General features: G+C 60.0%; 23 protein-coding genes. 5 read left to right on the plus strand and 18 right to left on the minus strand.

Translation table 11 applies throughout. The features are described 5' to 3' along the window. Positions 1–335, plus strand: a 335-nt coding sequence (locus tag QZ268_RS07965) for a cob(I)yrinic acid a,c-diamide adenosyltransferase (protein WP_295450649.1), incomplete at its 5' end; no start/stop codon positions are given. Between the two features lie 60 nt (positions 336–395). On the opposite strand, the gene glpD is transcribed toward QZ268_RS07965, so the two are convergent. The 13 genes from glpD to metG all read right to left on the minus strand — a co-directional run bounded on the left by glpD (position 396) and on the right by metG (position 12,394). After that, the gene (gene glpD, locus QZ268_RS07970; RefSeq protein WP_295450652.1) at positions 396–1,961 is read right to left on the minus strand and encodes a glycerol-3-phosphate dehydrogenase; all 1,566 of its coding nucleotides are present in this window, start codon (positions 1,959–1,961) and stop codon (positions 396–398) included. Further along, a complete protein-coding gene (locus QZ268_RS07975; protein WP_295450655.1) occupies positions 1,954–2,766 on the minus strand; it encodes a DeoR/GlpR family DNA-binding transcription regulator in 813 nt (270 codons plus the stop codon). The genes glpD and QZ268_RS07975 overlap by 8 nt, the downstream gene beginning before the upstream one ends. Positions 2,767–2,894: 128 nt before the next feature. Continuing rightward, a complete protein-coding gene (locus tag QZ268_RS07980; RefSeq protein ID WP_295450658.1) occupies positions 2,895–3,980 on the minus strand; it encodes a DUF1513 domain-containing protein in 1,086 nt (361 codons plus the stop codon). Positions 3,981–4,022: 42 nt separating this feature from the next. Beyond that, entirely contained in the window at positions 4,023–5,027 is a 1,005-nt protein-coding gene (locus QZ268_RS07985) for an imelysin family protein (protein WP_295450661.1), read from the minus strand. A 1-nt stretch (position 5,028) separates the two neighbouring features. Then, positions 5,029–6,582, minus strand: a complete 1,554-nt coding sequence (locus tag QZ268_RS07990; protein WP_295450664.1) for a di-heme oxidoredictase family protein — start codon at positions 6,580–6,582, stop codon at positions 5,029–5,031. After that, on the minus strand, positions 6,572–7,060 hold the full coding sequence (gene bfr, locus QZ268_RS07995) for a bacterioferritin (protein WP_295450667.1): 489 nt from the start codon (positions 7,058–7,060) through the stop codon (positions 6,572–6,574). The genes QZ268_RS07990 and bfr overlap by 11 nt, the downstream gene beginning before the upstream one ends. Further along, positions 7,008–7,301 (minus strand): (2Fe-2S)-binding protein, encoded by a 294-nt coding sequence (locus tag QZ268_RS08000; RefSeq protein WP_295450670.1) that lies wholly within the window; start codon positions 7,299–7,301, stop codon positions 7,008–7,010. Before QZ268_RS08000 ends, bfr begins: the two co-directional genes overlap by 53 nt. A 245-nt stretch (positions 7,302–7,546) precedes the next feature. Next, positions 7,547–8,356 carry a hypothetical protein gene (locus tag QZ268_RS08005; RefSeq protein ID WP_295450672.1) on the minus strand — a complete coding sequence of 270 codons (810 nt, stop codon included), beginning with the start codon at positions 8,354–8,356 and terminating at the stop codon, positions 7,547–7,549. Beyond that, positions 8,335–8,562, minus strand: a complete 228-nt coding sequence (locus QZ268_RS08010; RefSeq protein ID WP_295450674.1) for a hypothetical protein — start codon at positions 8,560–8,562, stop codon at positions 8,335–8,337. Before QZ268_RS08010 ends, QZ268_RS08005 begins: the two co-directional genes overlap by 22 nt. Positions 8,563–8,662: 100 nt before the next feature. Further along, complete coding sequence (locus QZ268_RS08015; RefSeq protein WP_295450676.1) at positions 8,663–9,931, minus strand: imelysin family protein; 1,269 nt, start codon at positions 9,929–9,931, stop codon at positions 8,663–8,665. Positions 9,932–10,035: 104 nt separating this feature from the next. After that, the gene (locus tag QZ268_RS08020; RefSeq protein WP_295450679.1) at positions 10,036–10,209 is read right to left on the minus strand and encodes a hemin uptake protein HemP; all 174 of its coding nucleotides are present in this window, start codon (positions 10,207–10,209) and stop codon (positions 10,036–10,038) included. After that, complete coding sequence (locus tag QZ268_RS08025) at positions 10,206–10,379, minus strand: hypothetical protein (RefSeq protein WP_295450682.1); 174 nt, start codon at positions 10,377–10,379, stop codon at positions 10,206–10,208. Before QZ268_RS08025 ends, QZ268_RS08020 begins: the two co-directional genes overlap by 4 nt. Positions 10,380–10,675: 296 nt before the next feature. Next, positions 10,676–12,394: a methionine--tRNA ligase gene (gene metG, locus QZ268_RS08030; RefSeq protein ID WP_295450686.1), complete on the minus strand. Its 1,719-nt coding sequence runs from the start codon at positions 12,392–12,394 to the stop codon at positions 10,676–10,678. Positions 12,395–12,661: 267 nt separating this feature from the next. Here metG and QZ268_RS08035 point away from each other — a divergent pair, with 267 nt between their 5' ends. Then, entirely contained in the window at positions 12,662–13,423 is a 762-nt protein-coding gene (locus QZ268_RS08035; protein WP_295450688.1) for an OB-fold-containig protein, read from the plus strand. Positions 13,424–13,600: 177 nt separating this feature from the next. Next, positions 13,601–15,310: a flotillin domain-containing protein gene (locus QZ268_RS08040; RefSeq protein ID WP_295450691.1), complete on the plus strand. Its 1,710-nt coding sequence runs from the start codon at positions 13,601–13,603 to the stop codon at positions 15,308–15,310. 48 nt (positions 15,311–15,358) lie between these two features. Here QZ268_RS08040 and QZ268_RS08045 read toward each other — a convergent pair whose 3' ends face one another. The 4 genes from QZ268_RS08045 to QZ268_RS08060 form a co-directional block, all read right to left on the minus strand. Further along, complete coding sequence (locus QZ268_RS08045; protein ID WP_295450693.1) at positions 15,359–16,588, minus strand: MFS transporter; 1,230 nt, start codon at positions 16,586–16,588, stop codon at positions 15,359–15,361. A gap of 82 nt (positions 16,589–16,670) precedes the next feature. Next, positions 16,671–17,300, minus strand: coding sequence for a YceI family protein (locus tag QZ268_RS08050; RefSeq protein WP_295450695.1), 630 nt, complete (start codon positions 17,298–17,300; stop codon positions 16,671–16,673). A 139-nt stretch (positions 17,301–17,439) separates the two neighbouring features. Further along, positions 17,440–17,841, minus strand: a complete 402-nt coding sequence (locus tag QZ268_RS08055) for a rhodanese-like domain-containing protein (protein ID WP_295450697.1) — start codon at positions 17,839–17,841, stop codon at positions 17,440–17,442. A 69-nt stretch (positions 17,842–17,910) separates the two neighbouring features. After that, positions 17,911–18,327, minus strand: coding sequence for a rhodanese-like domain-containing protein (locus QZ268_RS08060; RefSeq protein ID WP_295450699.1), 417 nt, complete (start codon positions 18,325–18,327; stop codon positions 17,911–17,913). Between the two features lie 183 nt (positions 18,328–18,510). On the opposite strand from QZ268_RS08060, the gene QZ268_RS08065 reads away from it, so the two are divergent. Then, a complete protein-coding gene (locus tag QZ268_RS08065; protein WP_295450702.1) occupies positions 18,511–19,554 on the plus strand; it encodes an aldo/keto reductase in 1,044 nt (347 codons plus the stop codon). Positions 19,555–19,794: 240 nt separating this feature from the next. Here the strand turns inward: QZ268_RS08065 and QZ268_RS08070 are convergent, their stop codons facing one another. Continuing rightward, positions 19,795–20,832, minus strand: coding sequence for a GlxA family transcriptional regulator (locus QZ268_RS08070; protein WP_295450705.1), 1,038 nt, complete (start codon positions 20,830–20,832; stop codon positions 19,795–19,797). A 133-nt stretch (positions 20,833–20,965) separates the two neighbouring features. Here QZ268_RS08070 and QZ268_RS08075 point away from each other — a divergent pair, with 133 nt between their 5' ends. Continuing rightward, entirely contained in the window at positions 20,966–21,883 is a 918-nt protein-coding gene (locus tag QZ268_RS08075) for a 3-keto-5-aminohexanoate cleavage protein (RefSeq protein WP_295450708.1), read from the plus strand. Positions 21,884–21,910: the final 27 nt, after the last annotated feature.

Raw genomic sequence — 21,910 nt, forward strand, 5'->3', positions numbered from 1 at the left:
TGGGCGAAGGTTTTACCTGGGAGACACAGGACAAGGCCCGTGACATTGCTGCGGCCGAGGCAGGGTGGGAAAAGGCCAAATCCCTGATTCTGGACGACACCTTGCGGATGGTCCTGCTGGACGAGATTAACATCGCCCTGCGCTATGATTATCTGGATCTGGAAGAGGTGCTGGAATTCCTGGTGGAAGAAAAGCCCCCGATGACCCATGTGGTTTTGACCGGGCGTAATGCCAAAGAAGAACTGATCGAGATTGCCGATCTGGTCACCGAAATGGGCCAGATCAAGCACCCGTTCCGCGCTGGTGTTAAGGCGCAAAAAGGCGTGGAATTTTAAGTTCATATCAGCCCAGGGGGTGCTCTGGGCTGATACTGCCAATTGGTGTGGTTACCGCGCTTAGGTCAGTTTGCTGCGAATGTAGGTGTCTACCGCGACGCGCTGATCAGGATCCAGGCGCAGGTTCAGCTTGGTGCGGCGCAGTAGGAAATCGTCGCCTGTGCGCACCCATTCGTTTTTGATTACCCAGTCCAGCTCGCGCGCGGTGATGGTTGCGCCAAACTCCTGGCCCAGATCCTGCGCGGTTTTGGCATCGCCCAACACCTCCCAGGCCTCCAGCCCATAGGCGCGCATCAGGCGGCGGTTGGCATAGGCGGACAGGAAGGGATAATCGCTGGCCAGTTTTGCCGTCAGCCTGGCCACATCCGCGACCAAAAAATTGCCACCGGGCATGGCCACCCCGGCGGTCCAGTTGTCCGAGAGCCCCGGCAGGGCCTCGCCAATCTTGGCCAGGGCGGCCTCGGCCAGTTTGCGGTACGTGGTGATCTTGCCGCCAAAAACATTGAGCAGCGGCGCCTGGGTTTGGTCCAGCGTCAGCACATATTCGCGGGTTGCCGCCGTGGCCGAGCTGGCCCCGTCATCATAGAGCGGGCGCACCCCGGAATACGTCCAGACCACATCCGCGCGGCTGATCGGCTTGTCAAAATACTGCGAGGCAAATTTGACCAGATAATCCTGCTCTTCCGGGGCGCATTCCGGTGCGACCTGTGGGTTCGGGTGGTCCGCATCGGTGGTGCCGATGAGGGTAAAGTCTTCCTCATAGGGGATGGCAAAGATAATCCGGCCGTCCTCACCCTGAAAGAAATAGCAGCGGCCGTGGTCAAACAGTTTTGGCACCACGATATGGCTGCCGCGTACCAGACGCACGGTTTCGCGGCTGTTTTGGCCCAGGGTCTGGCGCAGCAGGTCGGCAACCCATGGCCCGCCTGCATTGACCAGCATCTTGGCGTGATGCTCTGCGGTTTCGCCGCTGGCGTGATCCTTGACGGTGATGACCCAGTGATCGGCGCGTCGCTCTGCATGCAAGACCTCGGTACGGGTCATGATCGTGGCACCACGGGCCTGCGCATCGCGGGCGTTGAGCACCACCAGCCGGGCGTCTTCGACCCAGCAGTCAGAGTATTCAAAGGCCTTTTTGAATTTCGATTTCAGCGGCCGGCCCGCCTCATCCGTGGTCAGATCCACCGTGCTGGTGCCCGGCAGGATGCCGCGCTTGCCCAGGGAATCATACAGGAACAATCCCAGGCGGATCAGCCAGGCCGGGCGCCGCCCTTTCATCCAGGGCATAAAGGTTGTCAGCAGTTTTGAGGTCGGCGTGTCGTTGTCGAACCGCATGTCCTTGTGGAAGGGCAGCACAAAGCGCATCGGCCAGGAAATATGCGGCATCGCCTGCAGCAGAACTTCGCGTTCAATCAGGGCTTCGCGCACCAGCCGGAACTCAAAATACTCCAGATAACGCAAGCCGCCGTGAAACAGCTTGGTTGAGGCAGAAGAGGTGGCCGAGGCGAGATCGTTCATCTCGGCCAGGGTGACAGTGAGGCCACGTCCGGCAGCGTCGCGGGCGATGCCGCAGCCATTGATGCCGCCGCCAATGATAAAGAGATCGGTGATTTTGGGCTCAGTCATTTTGGATCCGGTCATTTTCGCTGCTTTCGTTTTTGATCTCCTGCGATTCCGTGCACAAGATTTGCGTGCCCGCCGCACGGGCGGCTTCGCAGAAGGGGGCGGGGGGCCGTTGATCGGTGATCACCACATCCAGATCGGCCAGACCGCAGATCCGCACGGGCGCGGAGCGGGCAAATTTGCTGCCATCACAGAGCAGGATGGTGCGCCGTGCGTTTTTCAGGATGGCACGGGCGACGGAGACTTCACGGGCATCATGGTCCAGCACGGCGCCGTCCTCATCCAGCGCTGAGGCACCGATGATGGCGTAATCGACCTTGTAGCGAGAGATGAATTCAACCGCATCTTCGCCGATGATCGCCCCGTCGCTTTGCCGGACGGTGCCGCCAACCAGGATCAGCTCTTTTGCCTCGCCACCCATCATCAGATTTATAATGTTGATATTGTTTGATAATACGGTAAGGCCGCGATGGTTTTCCAGGGCCCGTGCCGCCTGTTCGGTCGAGGTGCCGATGTTGATCGCCAGCGAACAATTGTCGGGGATAAACTCGGCCAGGAGGGTTGCCATGGTCTGTTTTGCGGTGGCGTTTTGCTTGCGCCGGTCGGCATAGGCACGATTGGCGGCAGAGCTAACCCGCACCGCGCCCCCATGCACCCGCGACAACACTCCGCGCGCAGATAGATCCCGCAGGTCGGTGCGAACTGTCTGCAAAGACACCCCAAAGCGCGCCGCGAGGTCCTCAACCTCTACCCGTTCCTGGCTGTTCAGCAGGTCTAGAATCTTGCTGTGGCGACTCGTGGCGTCCATGGGCTTTCCTTTTTGTGGGAATGCCTATCGGATCATATGAGTTTTGTCACCATATGTTTTCGTTTTGCTTGCGATATATGAAATATCGAAAACACATGGGTGTGTATCCCTGCTTTCAGGCGGGGGCATCAGGTCAGGCGGATCAGGTGGTTGTCCCAGGCCAGATCGTGGTGCTGCAGTGGTTTTGCTGTGCCTTCGGTCAACGCCAAGATCTGGCCAAGCCCGGTGCTGGCGATCAACCCAGTGCTGGCGGTGGCCAGGCCGCAGACATCCTGCAGGGGATATTGGCGCATGATTTCACCACTGCGGGTGTCCAATACCTGCACCAGCCCGCCTCTGGGGGAGGACACCGCGATGGATTGGTCGTCGGCGGCAAAGGCAACAGAGCCGCCATAGCCGCGCATATTGCGCAGCCGGGGGTCGCCCTCTGCCAAAAGCTGCGGTGGGGAGCCGGGTTGATACAGCCCCAGCAGCGGCAGCTCCGCACCGGGATCCCCCTGCCATTGCATGGCAAAACCCAAGATGCCCGTTGATGACAGGGCAAGGTGGCGGATCGAGTTCAGGCGCAACTCTTGATTCAGCTCCATCACGTCCAGCACCTGACCCTCCAGGGACAATAGGCTGAGGTTCGGGCGCATCTGTGGCAGATTCAGCTTGGCGCGGCCGCTGTCGGGGTGCGTTTCAATGCCGCCATTGGCAATGGCCAGCTGGTCACCGCCCTGGCTGTGGCGCAGCAGCATGTCATGGGGGCCGATCCCGCCGGAGGCAAAACTGCCAATGCGGCGGTACCCCTGCGTGACCTCCCAAATGCCGATCACGCCACGGGTATTTTCATAGTCGTTCTCAGTGGTGAACAGGCGGCTGCCATCCCGCGAGAACAAGCCATGACCATAAAAGTGGTGCCCCTGCGGTGGCTCCAGACGGGCCAGATGGGTGCCATCCCTGCAGTCGATGACATCGGCAAAGCGACCAGGACGGCGGGCAAAGGCTACGGCCTCGGGGCGGAGGGGATGGGCGGCGGCGGCATGGCCGCGCCCCGGCAGCGGGCAGGTAAAACGCAGTGCCCCGGTTTCAGACAGGCCTGCCAGCAGGTAGCGCCCACCGGGATCTTTGGCAGCCGCCAGGAAGGCCGGCCCGCCAAGGTCAGCCCAGCTTGGGGCGGGGGCCAGGCCAGTGGCCAATAGGCCGGCGATAAAACCGCGTCGAGAGGTCATGGGCTGTCCTTTGTGCCGTGTGCTGTTCCGTGTTGACGGCTGTCAGTCGCCGTCCAGTGCGTTAAAGCCGGCCAAAACCCCCAGCGCGGGCCCCAGATCGCTCTCAATCAGCGCCTGCAGATCGTTGACCTCTTGCTGTAGCGCCTCGATGCGGAACCGTTTGGCCGGATCGGCAACCCCTGCGAGGCTGGGATCTTCCAGACGCAGGGCGCGCAGGATCGGTTTTTGAAAGGCGGCTTCCAGTCGCGCCACCAGATCGTCGTCATCCTGCGCCAGCGCGACGGCCAGCGGCTGCAGCGCTTGCAGAGCCAGGACGATATGGTGCTGGCTGCGGCCCGAGCGCCAGGCCTCGGCGCGTTTGGGGCGGGGTTTGTCAAAACTGCCCAAAGGGCGGCCCAAACGCATATCCGCCAGCATCTGCAACCCTGTGTGCAGCGACTTGAAAAGCTCTTGCTTGACCTCGGTGTTATCCTGATAGCGCCCGGTGGCACTGCGCATCTGCGCCGCATAGGATTGTTGCCAGTCCTGCTGAATGGCCTCAGCCGTGGCGGCAATATCGCGGGCCATGGTGGCAATCAGGGCGCAGCGATACTCCGAGGGTTCGGCGCTGGAAAAACTGGCATCGTAGAGCATGAACTCCAGCGCATAGAAGCCACGTCCGGCAATTGAGGACTGAGCAAAACCCTGCGGCGTCAGCAGGGCGGGATCGGCGTCACGCAGGTGTTTGGCCAGGGTTTTGGGTGTCTTGCCGCGACTGTCGGGCCAAAAAGCCAGGGCAAAGGCGCGATTGTCCGTCTCAGTAGGGCCAAAGCGCAGGTGGCTGACCCGAGTCCAGTCGTCAAAGGCCTGGCTGTAGGCGTTTTGCAGTGGGGCGGCATCGGGCTGGCATGTGCGACCGGCGGTTTCGGCCAGATCCTGGCTGCTGTCGACCAGGGCCTGCATGGCGGGCAGGATCTGATCGTCGAGGATTTCATCCACCACATCCGCGTGCGCGGCAGTGGTGACAAGCGCGAGGCTGGCGGCAAGCGCAAACAGAAGATGTTTCAAATCAGAGGCTCTCCAGAAAACGAATGAGGGTGGCGCGGTCATCGGGTGACAGCGAGATAATATGATCACGTGCGGGTTTTGCCTCGCCGCCATGCCAGAGAATAGCCTCCAGCAGGCTGCGGGCGCGGCCGTCATGCAGATAGGTCGCGTCCGGGTTTACCTGCTGGGTCAACCCGATCCCCCAAAGCGGGGCGGTGCGCCACTCGCGACCCGTGGCGCGGCCTTCGGGGCGGTTATCGGCCAGCCCTTCGCCCATGTCATGTAGCAGCAGGTCACTATAGGGCCAGATCAGTTGAAAGCTGTTCTCGGGCCGATCCGCCAATCGCTGGGTGACAAATTTGGGCGTGTGGCAGCTGGTGCAGCCGCTGGCGTAAAACAGCTCCTTGCCGCGTAGCACCTGAGCATCATCGCTGTCGCGGCGCGCAGGTACGGCCAGGTTGCGGGAATAGAAGGTCACCAGATCCATATTGGCCTGGTCAATTTCGCTGCCACGGACATCGCCATCCCCATGGGGGGCGCTGAGGCAGCGGGTTTGTGCTGTGGTGCAATCCCCCGCTGGGCTGGGGAACAGCGGTGTCGAGATGCCGATATCACCGGAAAAGGCCGCTGCCGATTGCTGGTGCAGGGTTGGCATGCCGGCCTTATAGCCAAAGCGCCCCAGCATGATCTGCTGATATTCGCGCGACCAGCTGAGGTTGGCACGCCCGGATATGCCGTCACCATTTCTGTCACCCTCATCGACATTAGCGAGGATATCCGCTGTCGAGATCGCCTCCAGCAATCCCAGACCAATCATTGGCGGTGCCATGCGGGGCGACAACATGGCGTCTGGGTGCAGCGGGCCATAGCCAAGTTCCGCGGCGCTGTAGCTGGGGATGCGCAGCTCGGCCGTTTCGGCACCTGCCAGGGGGATGGTCGATGTGCTGTAGTCCACCCCCAGCCGGTATTCCGGCGCGATGCCGGGTGGGGAAAAATCCTGCAACTGGCCGCCATAGGTGGGGTCAGGGGCGGTGCCGATGTAATCTGTCACCGCCTGCAGGTTCTGTGGCGTCTCGCCGGGGACGGAAATGCGCAAAAACATCGAGGCCGAGCGGTAGTCCGGGCCTTTGGGAACCGCGCCGCGCCCATCCTTGATGTGGCAGCGCTGGCAGCTGCGGGCATTATAAAGGGGTCCCAGCCCGTCGGAGGCCAGCGTCGAGGCAGGCGCGAACACCCAGATCTTTTTGAACAAGCCGTTGCCGAGCTTGAATTCCAGCTCTTGTTCAAAGGAGAGATTGGCGCTGTGCTGGGAAAAAGCCTCATCATCGCGGCGCGCCCGAACAGTGGCGCTGCCGCCGGGGTTGTCCTCAAACGCTTCGGGGGCGGTAAAATCCTGGGTCGCTGCGGTCACATTGGCCACGCGGGCCTGCTCTGCAGCGCTGCGCGGCAGGGTGTTTAGGTGGGGATCCCCCAGCGACAGGGCTGACAAATCCAGGGGTGGCGCAGGTGTGGGGTCCTGGGCCAAGGCGGGAGAGGCCGCCGCAAGCGCGGCAGCCAGAAGGAGCTTACTCTTCAACCGCTTCCATTTTGGTGGCGTTGAGTTGTGCATAGTTTTCGGCACCAATCCGGTCGTGGAGGTCAAGCTGGGTTTCGAGGAAGTCGATATGGCCTTCTTCGTCTGCCATCAATGTTTCAAACAGCTTCATGGTGACGTAATCGCCGGCCTCGTTGCAGACCTCGCGCGCCTCTTTGTACAGCGCCCGGGCGCTTTCTTCGGCGGCAAGATCGCATTCCAGCGTTTCCTTAGGCGTCTGGCCGATGCGCAGCGGATCCAGCTTTTGCAGGTTGGGGTGGCCGCCCAGAAACAGAATTCGTTCAATCAGATTGTCCGCGTGCTGCATCTCTTCGATGCTTTCCTCGCGGCTTTTCTTGGCCATGCTGCCCAGGCCCCAGTCGTCCTGCAGGCGATAGTGGAGCCAGTATTGGCTGACCGCTGTCAGCTCATGACGCAGCGCTTTGTTGAGATAGTCGATGACTTTGGGGTCGCCCTTCATTGGTGCTCTCCTGAGTTGTTCTGCGGCGTAGGTTCTGCAGCTCTGCCGGTACGTTCATTCTATCATTGCTGCGCATGGTGTCGAGGAAGAGCGGCATGCATCCGCCACAATCGGCCGCTTTGCCAAGCGCGTGATAGATTTTTCCAGGGGTGATAATGGTTTCCGGATCCGCGCTGCGCATCCAGTCAATGGCGGCATGGATATCGTGGTCCGAAATTGAAGTGCAGTGGCAGATGATCATGCAAAAGACCCCTGAGAATGTGTGGCACCGTGGTTCTATCGAGTCGATGCAATATCTGACTAAAACAATCAGAATACAAGGGTTAAATCTGATTGTTTCTATCGGGTAATAGGGGTTTGCAAAAAAATATGGGCCGCAAAGCTGCGGCCCATTTGCCGTGTGGCGATTCTGGCGGGGTCCGAGGGAAGGCGTAACCCGTCAGATCAGCTGCAATTGCGGTGTTGAGCCCGCAGGTATCCTCGCTATTAGCCGCCGAGTGGAATGATCAGGTTGAGACCAACAATGGTATCTTTTACGCCACCATCATCCTGCCGCGCCAAAGCGCCGCCCAGAACCATGCCGTTGCTGAACTCGCGCTCCAGCGCAATCGAGTGCAGGTCGGTTTTGCCGGAACTGTCCAGGTCACGCTGCGACAGGGTGCCCGACAGGGTCCAGTCGCCCATGGCATAGGCCGCGTTCAGGGTCACAAAAGTCGCGTCATCGGCTGTGCCGCCAAAATTGCTAAAGCTGGCAACCTCAGCAAAGACATCCAGGCCAGCGTCAAAAGAATGGCCAAGACCGGCAACAAAGCCCTGTTCGTCATCCACGTCGCCGACACTGGCGCTCAGGTGCCGCGCGCCGATGTGGAAACGGGTGTTGTCCACCTCGTGGTTCCATTGAATGGCAAAGCTGTCCAACTTACCGGTGTTGCCCGCGCCGCCGGTATCGGAGCGGTTGCGGCCGCGATCCGTGCCCCAGGAGCGGCTGAGCGAGGTGTCATCGGCAAAGAACAGGCCAAAGGACAGGGTGCCGGCACCGTTCAGTTCGACATCGGCCAGGATGCCCAACTGTTCTGTCAGCTCATAGTCTTCGGCAAGCGTGCCGCCAAAAAAGCCAGCGGTGTCATCCCAGGCGGAGCCAAAAACCGGGTGCAGCTTACCAATGGCGACGGTGGTGGATTCACCGATGCCAAAGCTAAAGCCGAGCTCTTCGACATAGAGCCCAAGGTCGTCAAAGGTGCGATCGGCGGTTGGATCGGTGACGCTCTCACCGGTCAGGGTCGAAAAGATCGCCATGCCATTGCCAAAGGTATAGGTGCCGGTGGCGGTGATGATGGCATAGGTGTTGCGGATTTCATTGGCGGCACATCGGAGGAGACAACCTGTTCGTTGCCAATTTCGATTTCACCTTCCCAGGTGAAGCCTTGTTCGGCAGCGGCAGCATTTGCGCACAGCAATAGGGGCGCGCTGAAAGCCAGCGCGGCTTTGGTCTTGGTATTCATGGACGGTCTTCTTTCTGGTGGGGAGGCCTGGCTGTTTGGATTTGCCAGGCCTCTTGGGTCTTAGCTCTGATGGAGTGTTATGATATTACGTTGCAGATCTTTATTCGAAGACCGCCGAAGGATTGTCAAGACTGTCTGAGCCTTCAAATTCCAAACCATTCAGATTGAGCAGTTTGACCACGCGCTCGATTGACCGGGTTTGATCCACCAGCCCATTGACGCCCCCCATGATCAGGGCCTCGCCTGCGGCATTGCCCTGTTGCAACATCTGGTCATAGGAAAAGCCGGCTTCGGCAGTGGATTTGATCCGCCCCAGGGCCCGCATGGTAGTGGACAGTTTGGTCTGCATTTCATGGTCCAGGCTCGGCTCGGCGGCGGCGACCAGATCGGACAGCGACGGGCCAGAGATCAGCGCGCCATTCACCCGTACATATTCACCGAGGTAGACGTTTTGCACGCCGAGGCCATCGTAGTAATGGCTGTTATGGGTATTGTCGGAAAAGCAGTCGTGCTCTTCTTCGGGATCATTCAGCATCAGGCCCAGGCGCATGCGCTCGCCCGCTTGTTCGCCATAGGACAGAGATCCCATGCCAGTGAGCATGGCAGAAATCCCGGCGCCTTCATTGGTCAGCAGGGTGGAGCGGGCTGCGCCGGTCGCGTCCCATTGGGCTGCCATCCATTGCAGATCAGAAACCAACAGGTCGGTGGCGGCTTTCAGGTAGGCGCCACGGCGGTCGCAATGACCATTGGTGCAGCTGTCACCTGTCGCATAGTCGGTCCAGGGGCGGTTGCCTGCGCCGTGGTCGGTGCCGTTCAGATCCTGACCCCAGAGCAGAAATTCAATGGCGTGATAGCCGGTGGCCACATTGGCCTCGACGCCATCGGCCTCGTGTAGCGTATCGGAGAGCAGCGCCGGGGTAATGGCACTGGTGTCGATGGTTTTGCCAGACAGATCAAAGCTCGGATTGGCGATCACGTTCAGCGCTGCCAGAGCGTTTTCATCGCTGGGGCCACCATAGGCGGTATCCACATAGTCGATCAGGCCTTCATCCAGCGGCCAGGCGTTCACTTTGCCTTCCCAATCGTCAACAACGGCATTGCCAAAGCGGAAGACTTCGGACTGCTGGTAGGGCACGCGGGCGGCCAGCCAGGCGTGACGGGCGGCGGTCAGGGCCTCGGCGGAGGGCGCGGCGACCAAGGCATTTACGGCACTTTGCAGCGTCTGGGCGGTGGCGAGGCTGTCTTGGTAGGTGGCTTCGGCGATATTGGCATAGTTGGCCAGAACCTCGGCCTTGCTCGCGGCCAGAACTGGTGCCGCGCCGAGGGCGAGACCTGCCAGGGCAGAGCCCGTCAAAAACAGATTTTTCATTGTGAAATCCTTGGATAGTGTCGCTTGAGGGGGTCTATGAAGGGTCACCGGAGCCGCGCCGGCAGGGGGCGCAGTGCTGCCACGTCTGCAGACCTGCGGTAGGCTCATTTGGTCAGAATCAGCTTTCCGGCGCGGGTGATGCGCAGGCTGTAGACCTGGCCGTTGAGCAGAATGCGGGCCTGAATGCCCCCACGGGTAAGATCCTCAGCGTGGTAGGTTGGGAATACTTCGGGAGATGCTGCGGTGGTTGGCACTGGGTTTGATGTCATCTGGTTCATGTGGGTCGCCCATTGTTGAATTCCGCCTTGTCCAAAAGCCATTCCAGGCACAGGCCGCTTAGGGCGCCGCTGGGGGCAAAAACCGGGGCCCAAATTGCCTCGCGCTCCACCGCCGTTTCAGGATTGGGGCAGGGGGAAGGCGTGCGGGTCTGGTGGTTTTTGATCGACATGGTGGCAATTTCTATTTGTGTGATGTGGCTCCGGGCTGGCCTGTCGAGTCAGGTTGGCTGCGGGCTTTATACCTGATTAAATCTATCAGAAAACCCTTTCTGACTATTTTTGTCGGAAAATATTACTTCGCGATGTATTATTCTACAAACGGGAAACAGTGTTGGTGATTTTCCCGGTCTGAACCAAGGGAGGCAGAAGCGGCGCTGCCAAAAGGAAAAGCCCGCCTTGAATAAGGCGGGCTTTGCAGGTTTTGGCGCGCTTGCGCGCGCCGGATTGGCACCTTGAGGAGGCGTTGTTAGTCGCGGGTCCCGGCGAAGCGCTCTTGCCAGTCTTCCCGTTGTTCGTCGGTGATTTTGGCAAAGAGATTTTCCGGTACGCTAAACCCATGGCCCACAGGCAATGTGGACAGCGCGGCCTCTACATCAGTCGGCCAGCTGCTGTCGTCGCAGTTCAGCGCCTGCATCAGCGCCTCGGAGGCGGTGGGAATAAAGGGCGCGCTCAGCACCGCATAGAGCCGGATCAGGTTGAGGCCAAGACGCACCTGGGTGGCAGCCAGTTCGGGGTTGGTCTTGAATGTCGACCAGGGGGCGGTGCTTTGCAGGTATTCGTTGCCGGCAACCCAGATCGCCCGCAGCTCCTGAGCGGATTTGCGCACTTCCATGTTTTCCATGTGCTGCTCATAGGCACGAATGCGGCTGGTAAGGTCCGCAATCAGCGCCTGCTCTGGTTCGCCATAGGGGGCGGATTCGGGAACAGCTTCGCCAAATTTGGAGCGGCAGAACTTGGTGATGCGGCTGACGAAGTTGCCCAGCACATCCGCAAGGTCCTTGTTCACGGACTGCTGGAAATTCTCCCAGGTGAATTCGGCGTCAGAGCTTTCGGGGGCATGGCTGAGCAGCCACCAGCGCCAATAATCGGCCGGCAGGATTTCCAGCGCCTGATCCATGAAGATTCCGCGCCCCTGGCTGGTGGAGAACTGGCCGCCGTCATAGTTCAGGTAGTTGAAGCTTTTGAGGTGGTCGACCAGCTTCCAGGGTTCACCAGAGCCCAAGATGGTGGCCGGGAAGGACAGGGTGTGGAAAGGCACGTTGTCCTTGCCCATGAACTGGACGTATTTCACATCGTCGGCGCCCATGTCGGTGCGCCACCAGCGTTGCCAATCGGCATCCGTTTTGCCATTGGCCTCGGCCCATTCGCCAGCGGCGGCGATGTATTCGATGGGTGCGTCGAACCAGACGTAGAACACCTTGCCTTCCATGCCGGGCCAGTCCTCGGTGCCTTTTTTGACCGGGATCCCCCAGTCGAGATCACGGGTGATGCCGCGATCCTGCAAGCCGTCGCCGTCATGCAGCCATTTTTTGGCGATCGAGGTGGTCAGCACGGGCCAGTCGGCTTTGCTGTTGATCCAGGCGTCCAGTTGGTCCTTCATCTGGCTTTGGCACAGGAACAGATGTTTGGTGGCGCGGACTTCCAGATCGGTAGAGCCGGAGATCGCCGAGCGTGGATTGATCAGATCGGTGGGGTCCAGCTGCTTGGTGCATTCTTCACATTGATCGCCGCGCGCCTTTTCAAAGCCGCAGTTGGGGCAGGTGCCTTCGACATAGCGGTCGGGCAGGAAGCGGCCATCGGCGTGAGAGTAGATCTGGCTGTCGTCCACTTCGCGGATCAGGCCTGCCTCGGCCAGCTTGCCGGCAAAATGCTGGGTCAGCGCGTGGTTCTGTGGGCTGGAAGAGCGGCCAAAGTGATCAAAGCTGAGGCCAAAGCCCTTGGCAATTCCGGCCTGGACCTCATGCATTTCGGCGCAGAATTCCTCGACGGGCTTGCCCGCCTTGGCGGCGGCGAGTTCGGCGGGGGTGCCGTGTTCATCGGTGGCACAAAGAAACAGCACCTCGTTGCCGGTGGCACGCTGGAACCGGGCATAAAGATCCGCTGGCAACTGACTGCCTACCAGATTTCCCAGGTGCTTGATCCCGTTAATGTAGGGAATTGCCGAAGTGATCAGAACGCGTGCCATGCCATCCACCCATGTGTAAAGTCAGAGCTCCGTCTACCCCATGCGGCGCGACACGAAAACCCCGGCTGGACCTTTCAGAGCATTTTTGAAAGCGCTCCTGGGGTCAGGCCCCATTTACACCGCTTTTACATGTCTTTGCGATTTGTTACGGCGCAGCTATAACGTGTGTCATTCACCGGATGTCTTGAAATATCCCTGATAAAATACCAGATACACTGCATACCATTGCATACTGAACGATTTTTTGCTTCGAGGATCTTGCCATAGATGTTTGACTACCTGCTTGATCCCGGGTTTTTGCCCTTCACCTTTGCGCTGGCGCTGCTCTTTGGCCTTGCCGGGTTGGAACTGGCGGCCCTGCTTATCGGTGCGAGTTTCCTTGGCAGCGGCGAGGCCGAGGCGGGGCTTGATGGCGCTGAGGGGCCTGAACTGGGTGACATGGGTGATGTGGCGGGGGATCTGGCCCTAGACGCGGATGCACTGGGCGATCTAGGAGATCTGGGCGATCTTGATCTTGCGGATATTGATGGCGTTGACCTGGCCGAAGACCCGCTGCCGGTTGATGCCTCTGGCGGGGTCGGCAGCTGGCTGGGGCTGGGAAAAATGCCGATGCTGATCTGGCTTGCCGTGTTGCTACTGGGTTTCGGCCTGAGCGGTATCGGGCTGCAACTGGGGGTGAAATCCCTGTTGTCCGCTACGCTGTCGGCCTGGTTGGTTGCGCTTCCGGCGGGGGCCTTTGGTCTGTGGTTTGCCCGCAGCTTTGGCGCTGTTTTTGCGCGGGTTTTGCCGCAGACCGAAACCGAAGCCCTATCAGATCGTAGCCTGGGGCGGCGGCGGGGGGTCATCACCCAAGGCACTGCTGCCACAGGGCGCGCCGCCGAGGTGCGGGTGATGGATCGTTATGGCAATGCGCATTATCTGCGCGCCGAACCCTTTGCCAAGGGCGAAGAGATTACACAGGGCACCGAAGTGCTGGTGATCCGGGACAGGCGGCAGGATGCCTATGTTCTGATCCCATTGTCGGAATGACGCCTATTGCAGCCATTCATCTGCTGACACAAAGGCGGGTTTGATATGGCCAAGAAAACAACCGAACAATTACTCGAACAAACAGCTGAACAACCGGCTGAACAAACAACCGAACAAACGGCTGAACAAACAACCGAACAAACGGCCGAAATTTTATTGGACGATGGAGAAATTCAAATGGATTTTCTGATTATTGGTGTGCCCAGTGTACTGGCACTGCTTCTTGTTATTGGCCTGGTGCTTGGGCGCTTGTATCGGCGCTCAACCCGCGAAGTTAGCCTTATTAGAACCGGTTCAGGCGGTAAGAAGGTTATCATGGATGGTGGCGTTCTTGTGGTGCCTTTGCTGCATGAAGTCAGCCCGGTCAACATGAAGACCCTGCGCCTGGAAGTGAAGCGCGACGGCGAGGCGGCCCTGATCACCCAGGACCGGATGCGGGTTGACGTTGGCGTGGAATTCTACGTCTCGGTCATGGCGACCTCTGAGGGGATTGCCCGCGCAGCCCAGACATTGGGGGATCGCACCTTTGATGTGGAGCAGCTGCGCGAGATGATTGAGGGCAAGCTGATTGATGGTCTGCGCGCGGTTGCAGCACAGATGACCATGGATGGATTGCACGAAAACCGGGCTGATTTTGTCCAGGAGGTGCAAAATGCCGTTTCCGAGGATCTGACCAAAAACGGTCTCTCACTGGAATCCGTGTCACTGACAGCGCTGGACCAGACCCCGTTTGAAGCGCTGGACGAAAACAACGCCTTTAACGCTGTTGGTATGCGCAAGCTGGCCGAGGTGATTGCGACATCAAAGATGGAGCGCGCCCAGATTGATGCGGATGCTGACGTGTCGGTGCGCCGTGCGGCGATGGAGGCCCAGCGTCAGAAACTGTTGATCGAACAGGACGAAGAGCAGGCCCGCATCGAACAGAAGGAACGGGTGGAAACCCTGCGCGTGGCCCAGGAGGCTGAGATTGCTGCCCGGACTGAAGATTCTGTGCGCGAAACTGAACGCTCTCGTATTGCGCGGGAAGAGGCCATTCGTTCCGCCGATATTGAGCGTGAGCGCAAGATCCGCGTCGCTGAGATCACCAAAGAGCGCGAGCTGGAGGTGACCGAGCAGGAACGCCAGATTATCATTCAGCAAAAATCGGAAGAAGAAAGCCGCGCCCGTGCCTCTGCCGATCTGGCCCGCGCCGAAGCGACCAAGGCAACCGAAGCCGTGGCAACCGCCCGTCAGGTGGCTGAAGCCGAGCGTGAAAAGCAGATTGTGCTGATCCAGGCCACCCGCGAAGCCGAGCGCCAGGCCACAGGCATCCGGCTTGCGGCCCAGGCAGAAAAAGACGCCGCCGCCGACCGGGCGGAGGCCCGCCGCGAGGAAGCCCAGGCCGAAGCAGATGCGCTCAACATTCGCGCTGAGGCGAAAAAGAACGACATGTTGGCCGAGGCCGAAGGGAAGCGCGCCATCGTTGACGCTGAAAATGCGCTCTCGGCTGAGCTGATCGGCATGAAGATTGACCTGGCCCGTCTGGAGGCGATGCCTTTGATCGTCGCTGAGATGGTGAAACCTGCTGAAAAGATCGACTCGATCAAGATCCATCAGGTTGGCGGTATTGGCCCAATGGGCGGCGCTGGCGGCAATGGCCAGGCCGTGCAGGGTGGTAGCGGTGAAAAGCCGGTGGTGAACCAGGCGTTGGACTCGATCATGGGGATGGCGGTGCAGATGCCGGCGCTGAAAAAGCTGGGCGAAGAGCTGGGCCTGTCAATGGAAGATGGCGTCAGCGGAATCGCCAGTACGGCACTTGGGGTTGAGGCACCCAAACCCTCCTCTGCTGATGAACCATCTGAGGGGGTGGCTGAGGCATCAGAGGTCGAGCCGGGCTCCGCCGCCTGATCAATCTAACAGATTTTGGAAAGAGGGCCGGGAGTTTCCGGCCCCTTTTTATTTGCGCTCCCGCGCCCGTTTCAGCAATCGCCCAATGGTGAAAGAGGTGCGCGGCGCATAGACATAGCGGGTCCGGTCTTCGACATTTGGCGCAGGCCGCGCTTGCATCCGGGTCAGGCCAAATATCATCAGCAGAATATGACCCACAGCGACAAAGGCAAACAAGGCTGATGGCCCATAATTGCTGATCAGGCTGGAGGCCACATAGGGGGCCGCAATTGCGCCAAGGGCAAAAAAGAACATCAAAGCCGCCGAGAGCTCAACCCGTTGTTCAGAGGTGGCAAAATCATTGGCATGTGCCGAGGAGAGCGAGAAAATCGGAAAGGTGGTGAGGCCAAAGAACCCTGCTGCCAGCATCACCCCAAGGGTGCCGGTTTGACTGGCCATCATGGTGATGAGGCAGCTGATCACCGCCGCCGCCGACAGCCAGATCAGCACCCAGCGGCGATCATATTTGTCGGCCAGCCAACCCATTGGATACTGCGCCAGCGCACCACCCAAAACGAATGAGGCCAGGAAAAAGGCAATCTGGTCGATTTCCAGCCCGACCTCTTGTCCATAAATCGGCCCAACCATCCGAAAGGAGGCCGAGCTGAGCGCCGCGACAATCACCCCGGCGACCGCCAGCGGGGAGCACTGCCAGGCCAGTTTAGGCCGCAGGCGCGGGGCCTTGGGGGTCTCGGGCTGGCTGGCGCGTGTCAGGGTGAGCGGCAGCAGGGCGGCACAGCACAGCAGCGCCAACAGGTTGTAAGAGACATAATAGGCAGGCGGCAGCACCGCGATGAACAGCTGCGCCCCCAGTGACCCGGCCATGTCCACCAGCCGGTAGGTGCCCATGGCGCGGCCGCGGGTTTCATTGGTGACCTTGGCGTTGAGCCAGGCTTCGATCACCGTATAGCTGCCAGCCACACAGACCCCGGAGGCGATCCGCATGGCGGCCCAGGCATAGGGGTCGTTGGTCAGCGTATGGCCAATCAGCCCCATGGCTCCCAGCGCGGTGCAAACGGCAAAGCTGCGCGAATGGCCGATGCTGCCCAGCAGGCGCGGCGCCCACCAGCAGCCCACAAAAAAGCCCAGAAAATGCGCCGAGCCCAACAGGCCGATCTGTTCTTTGTCAAACCCCAGGGCAAACCCGGACAGCGCATCAAGCGGACCGACGCCTCCGGTTGCAAACTGCAACAGCACGACCGACAGGAACAAGGCAGCAAAGGAAATGATCATACGCATAACAGGCACTCAATGCTGTATGCCGGGGGCGTTGCAAGAGGTTTTTCGCCGCAAATGTCGTATCCAGCCTGTTGGGGACACTTTAAGCGAGCTGATGCAGACCGGCGCGAATGTCCAGACGCACAGTGTCGCCAACCAGCCCCGCATAGCCCGATGCGCCATAGGCGGCACGGCTCAGGCTGCCCTGGAGGGTGACATCCAGACGGCTGAGATCATCCACTGCGCTACCGGTGCGACGAAACAGGGCGATCTGCAGCGAAAGCGGCAGGGTTATCCCGCGCAGGGTGAGGTCACCGATGAGCTCAGCGCCATTGGACAGGCGCCCTTCGGGGCCGAGCAGGACGCGGCGGGTGACAAAGCGGATGGTCGGAAAATGCGCGACATCCAGAATTTTGGGGCCGGTCATGGCCTTGGTGGCAAAGATCAGACCAGTTCTGGCGGCCCTTGCATCCAGCGAAACCGCAACCCGGGTGTCGGTCAGCTGTTTGGGGTCCAGCGCCACCTGGGAGCTGGAAATAGGCATCGTGCCGTTTTGCCAACTGCCATTGAGGCGAAAACCAAATGTTACCTTTGTGGTGGCAAGATCCAGGGCATAACCCGGAGTCTGGGCCCGCGTCTGGCTGGCCGCCACGAGCCGCCCCGGCACCGTGGAGAGCCCGGTGCCTGCAGCCAGGCTCACCAAGGCCAGAAGGATTTGTCGGCGTGACGGCACGATATGGTCCCTGCTCTGTCTGGGCCGTGAGGGCCGTGGTTCAGTTTGAAACAAACCCCTCCTTGAACCCATAGCAGGTTCTGCCACCAGTGCTAGCAGTCGCGTGCGGCCGGGTGTAATTGCCGGGATGGCTGGGACATCAGGTTGTCCGTGGCACGATAGGCCCGCCGGCCTTCTCCCAGGCGGTAAAGCCGCCTTCGAGATGCATCACAGGTTTCAGCCCCATTTCCATGGCGATCTTGGCACTCAGGGCGGACCGCCAGGCGCTGGCGCAGTAAAACACATAGGTCTTGTCCTGATTGAACACCGGCTTGTGATAGGGGCTGTCGGGATCAATCCAGAACTCCAGCATGCCGCGGGGGCAGGAAAAGGCGCCGGGGATCAGGCCAGAGCGTTGCAGTTCGCGGATGTCGCGCAGATCGACAAAGACATAGGCGGGGTCTTGCGCCTTTTCCTTGGCTTCAGAGATCGACATGGTGGTGACGGTCTCATTGGCCTCGGCCAGCAGGGCCTTGACGCCCTTGGTGATGTTTTGTGCCAATCCGGCGCCCTCCAGTTCCTATAGGTCGCTGTAAGGGTGGTCCATTTCGGCGGGATCTACAAGGGAGGCTTAGTCTGCGGTGGCGGTCCAACGCAGGGGTTCGAGCCGACGTCCGGCCTCAAGCCAAGCTTCAAGCCCACCAGAGAGGCAGAGCACGTTCTGCAGGCCGAACTGCATTGCCAGTTGCGCCGCAAGGGTGGAACGCAGGCCGTTGTCACAGTAGAAGATGTAATTTTTGTATTGTGTAAACACCTCCCGGAAATAGGGGCTCTCGGGGTCCATTGCGAATTCAAGCAGTCCACGTGCGCAGCAATGCGCCCCTTGGATGCCACCGAGACGTTCAATTTCACGGACGTCGCGCAGATCAACAAACAAAGTGTCAGGATCGTCCAGAAGGTTGCGTGCGTCTGTCACTGAGATTTGAGTGATCACAGCCTCTGCTTCGGACAGGATCTGGCTAAGGCGTTTGGGTGAAATAACGTTCATTGCGCGTCTCCATTTGTGTCTCGGTATATCTTTGCATACCATTGTATGCGCGTTCGAAATACGACCAATTTAAAAGATAGTTAACATAAAGATTGTTAACATAGCGGGCTGCGAGGTATCTGCTTGAATTGGTTCTTCAGTCGCATAATCTGGCGTTGATTTTGGACATTGGATGAACGCGCGATGAAAATGAACCCACTTGGAACCACCGGGATGGTCGTCTCAGAACTCTGCCTGGGTACGATGACCTATGGCACCCAGACACCGGAAGATGACGCGCATAGGCAGATCGAAACCGCGCTGGCGGCCGGGGTGAATTTCATCGACACCGCTGAGATGTATCCGGTCAACCCGGTGCGGGCGGAAACCACAGGGCGCAGCGAAGAAATCCTGGGGACCTGGAACAAAAAGACCGGACGGCGGGGTGACTATATTCTGGCCACTAAACATTCCGGCGAAGGTCTGGCAGCGGTGCGGGACGGGGCGCCGATCTCGTCCAAGACCATCGCCAGCACCGTGGAAGGATCCTTGAAGCGATTGCAGACAGAGTACATCGACCTCTACCAGTTTCACTGGCCCAATCGCGGCAGCTACATGTTTCGCAAGAACTGGAATTTTGACCCCTCAACCCAGAACCGTGAAGAGACCCTGGACAATATGCGCGACTGCCTGGAGGCGCTGCAGGGGCAGGTGGACAAGGGCAATATCCGCGCCTTTGGACTGAGTAATGAAAGCGCCTGGGGCACCGCGCAGTGGCTGCGTCTTGCCGAGGAGGGGCTGGGGCCAAGGGTTGCTTCGATCCAGAATGAGTATTCGCTGATTTGTCGGATGTATGACACCGATCTGGCCGAGCTGAGCGTCAACGAGGATGTGGGGCTATTGGCCTTTTCACCTCTGGGCACCGGGCTGTTGACGGGCAAGTATCAGGAGGGCGTGGTGCCGGAGGGGTCGCGCAAATCCATCGTGCCAGAGCTGGGCGGGCGGCATTCGCCACGGGTTTATAGTGCGGTTGCGGCCTATCTGGACATCGCCGCGCGGCACGGGCTGGACCCGGTGCATATGGCCCTGGCCTGGTGCCGCACCCGGCCCTTTATGGCCAGCGCCATCTTTGGCGCCACAACGCAAGCACAGCTGGAACATGCGCTCAAATCAGTGGCGCTGGAGCTTTCGGCGGAGGTGCTGGAAGAAATCAACCAGGCCCACCGCGCCCATCCCATGCCGTACTAACCCGGCAAGGGGGCGCTCCCGCCTGCGCCAGAGGCATTAATATGCCTCTTTGCAGTTGGGCCGGGCGCCGCGCTTCGCGCGGCGGAAACAGGCAGTAAATTTGCTGAGATACCTCTCAGGAGCAGGTGTGCCCCTGAGAGGCCATAACGAGTCTATTGCCACAGGCTCCGCCTCAAGGGTGAACCCTGCTGCGCAGGGCCGACAAGCGGCCCTTGACCCGGAACCTGCGGGGACAAAAGGTCAATGAGTGGTGGGCCGGGGCGATTCCGGGCGGGACTGGCCTGAACCACCAAAGCTGGCCTTTTCAGGCGTATTGCGCATTTGGCGCAGCTCTCGCGCCGAGGTGCCATGGGCCACACGAAAGGCGCGGGCAAAGCTGGAGGGCGAGGTAAAGCCGGTGGCCAGAGCCACCTCCATCAGTGACAGATCGGTGTCGCTGACCAGACGGCGGGCCTCTGCCAGGCGCAGGTGCAGGTAGTGGTCCTGCGGCGTGGTATTGAGCCGCAGGCGAAACTGCTGTTGCAGGCTGCGCGGGCTGGTGCCCAGGCGTTCGGCAATTTTGGTCAGGGTCAGGGGCTCATCCAGGGCGGCTTCCATCAATGCGTTGGCCTTGGCGGTGAGGGCGTTGTGTTTGTGCCCACCCAAGCGGCTTTGCGGGCGGGTCGGAACTGCGGGGCCATCATAGAGGAACAGGCCGGCCACACGGGCGGCAAAGCCGGCGCCATGGCGGGTGCTTATGATATGCAGCATCATTTCAATCGCCGGGGTGGCACCGCCTGAGGTCAGGCGTTCGTCCGAGACGGTGAAGCGGTCATTGCGGCAGTCCACCTCGGGAAAGCGGCTGGCAAAATTCTCCAGATCCTCCCAGTGGGTGGTGGCGGGATGGCCCTGCAGCAGGCCGGCCTCGGCCATCAGCCAGGGGCCGCCATCGATGCCGGCAATCGTCGTGCCTTGCGCTGCGATGCGCCGCAGACCGGCCAGCAGACTGGGGGTGGCTTGCTGGGCCAGTTGGAAGCCGGCCACGACAATCAGCAGCTCACAGTCTTCGAGCCGGGCCAGGGGAAAGCTGGGCACCGAAAGGCCACTGGTCAGCATTGGCTGGTCTTCGGTGGCACTGACATAGTCCCAGTCAAAGACGCAGCGCCCGGCCAGCCGGTTGGCGGCGCGCATCGGATCGACGGCGGCCGCAAAAGAGAGCGTGTTGCATTCATCAAGCACCAGCACCGCTGTTTTCAGCGGGCGATGTTCGGGTTGCAGGATGTTTTTTGCGGATTTCATCAACTTCGATTCGCTTAGTGTAAACTGTCTCTGCAAAGGCTGAGGCACAGTAGGCCGTGACGCAAATAGGAATCTGGGGAAGAGCCTGGGGATAACTCTAGGCACAACCCTGTACATTGCCGGGAAAACCAAAATGCCTCTGAAAATGAACAAAAACGTCTTTATTACCTGCGCGGTGACCGGCTCTGGCACCAGCCAGGATCGCAGTCCGCATGTGCCGCGTTCCCCCCAGCAGATCGCCGACAGCGCCATTGCCGCCGCCAAGGCCGGCGCCGCTGTGGTGCATTGCCATGTGCGCGATCCCGAAACCGGGGTGCCGAGCCGTGATCTGGGACTTTACCGCGAAGTCACCGATCGCATTCGCGACAGCGAAACCGATGTGGTGCTGAACCTCACCGCCGGCATGGGCGGCGACATCACCTTTGGCGATGTTGAAAACCCGCTGCCGGTCAATGCGGCTGGCACCGATATGATTGGCGCCACCGCCCGCATGGCACATATCGCTGAATGCCTGCCCGAGATCTGCACCCTGGACTGCGGCACCATGAACTTTGCCGAGGCGGATTACGTGATGACCAACACGCCGGGTATGTTGCGCGCCATGGGGCAGATGATGGCGGATCTGGGCGTGAAGCCCGAGATCGAAGCCTTTGACACCGGCCATCTGTGGTTTGCCAAAGAGCTGGAGAAAGAAGGTATCCTGCAAAGCCCCGCTTTGGTTCAGCTTTGTATGGGGGTGCCATGGGGCGCGCCCAATGATCTGAACACATTCATGGCCATGGTCAACAATATACCTGAGAGCTGGAACTGGTCGGCCTTCTCGCTGGGGCGGGATCAGATGGCCTATGTGGCGGCTTCTGTGCTGGCGGGTGGCAATGTGCGGGTTGGGTTGGAAGACAATCTCTGGCTCGACAAGGGCGTGCTGGCGGAGAACTACCAGCTGGTAGAGCGCGCAGGCACCATTATCGAGAACATGGGCGGCAAGCTGATGGGACCGGCAGAGGTGCGCGAGCAGCTGGGGCTGACCAAACGCGCGCCGGTGGCAAAGTAAATACAGGTATTAAGGGTAGCGTGACAT

Source organism: uncultured Pseudophaeobacter sp., assembly GCA_905479575.1.
Classification (GTDB): domain Bacteria; phylum Pseudomonadota; class Alphaproteobacteria; order Rhodobacterales; family Rhodobacteraceae; genus Pseudophaeobacter.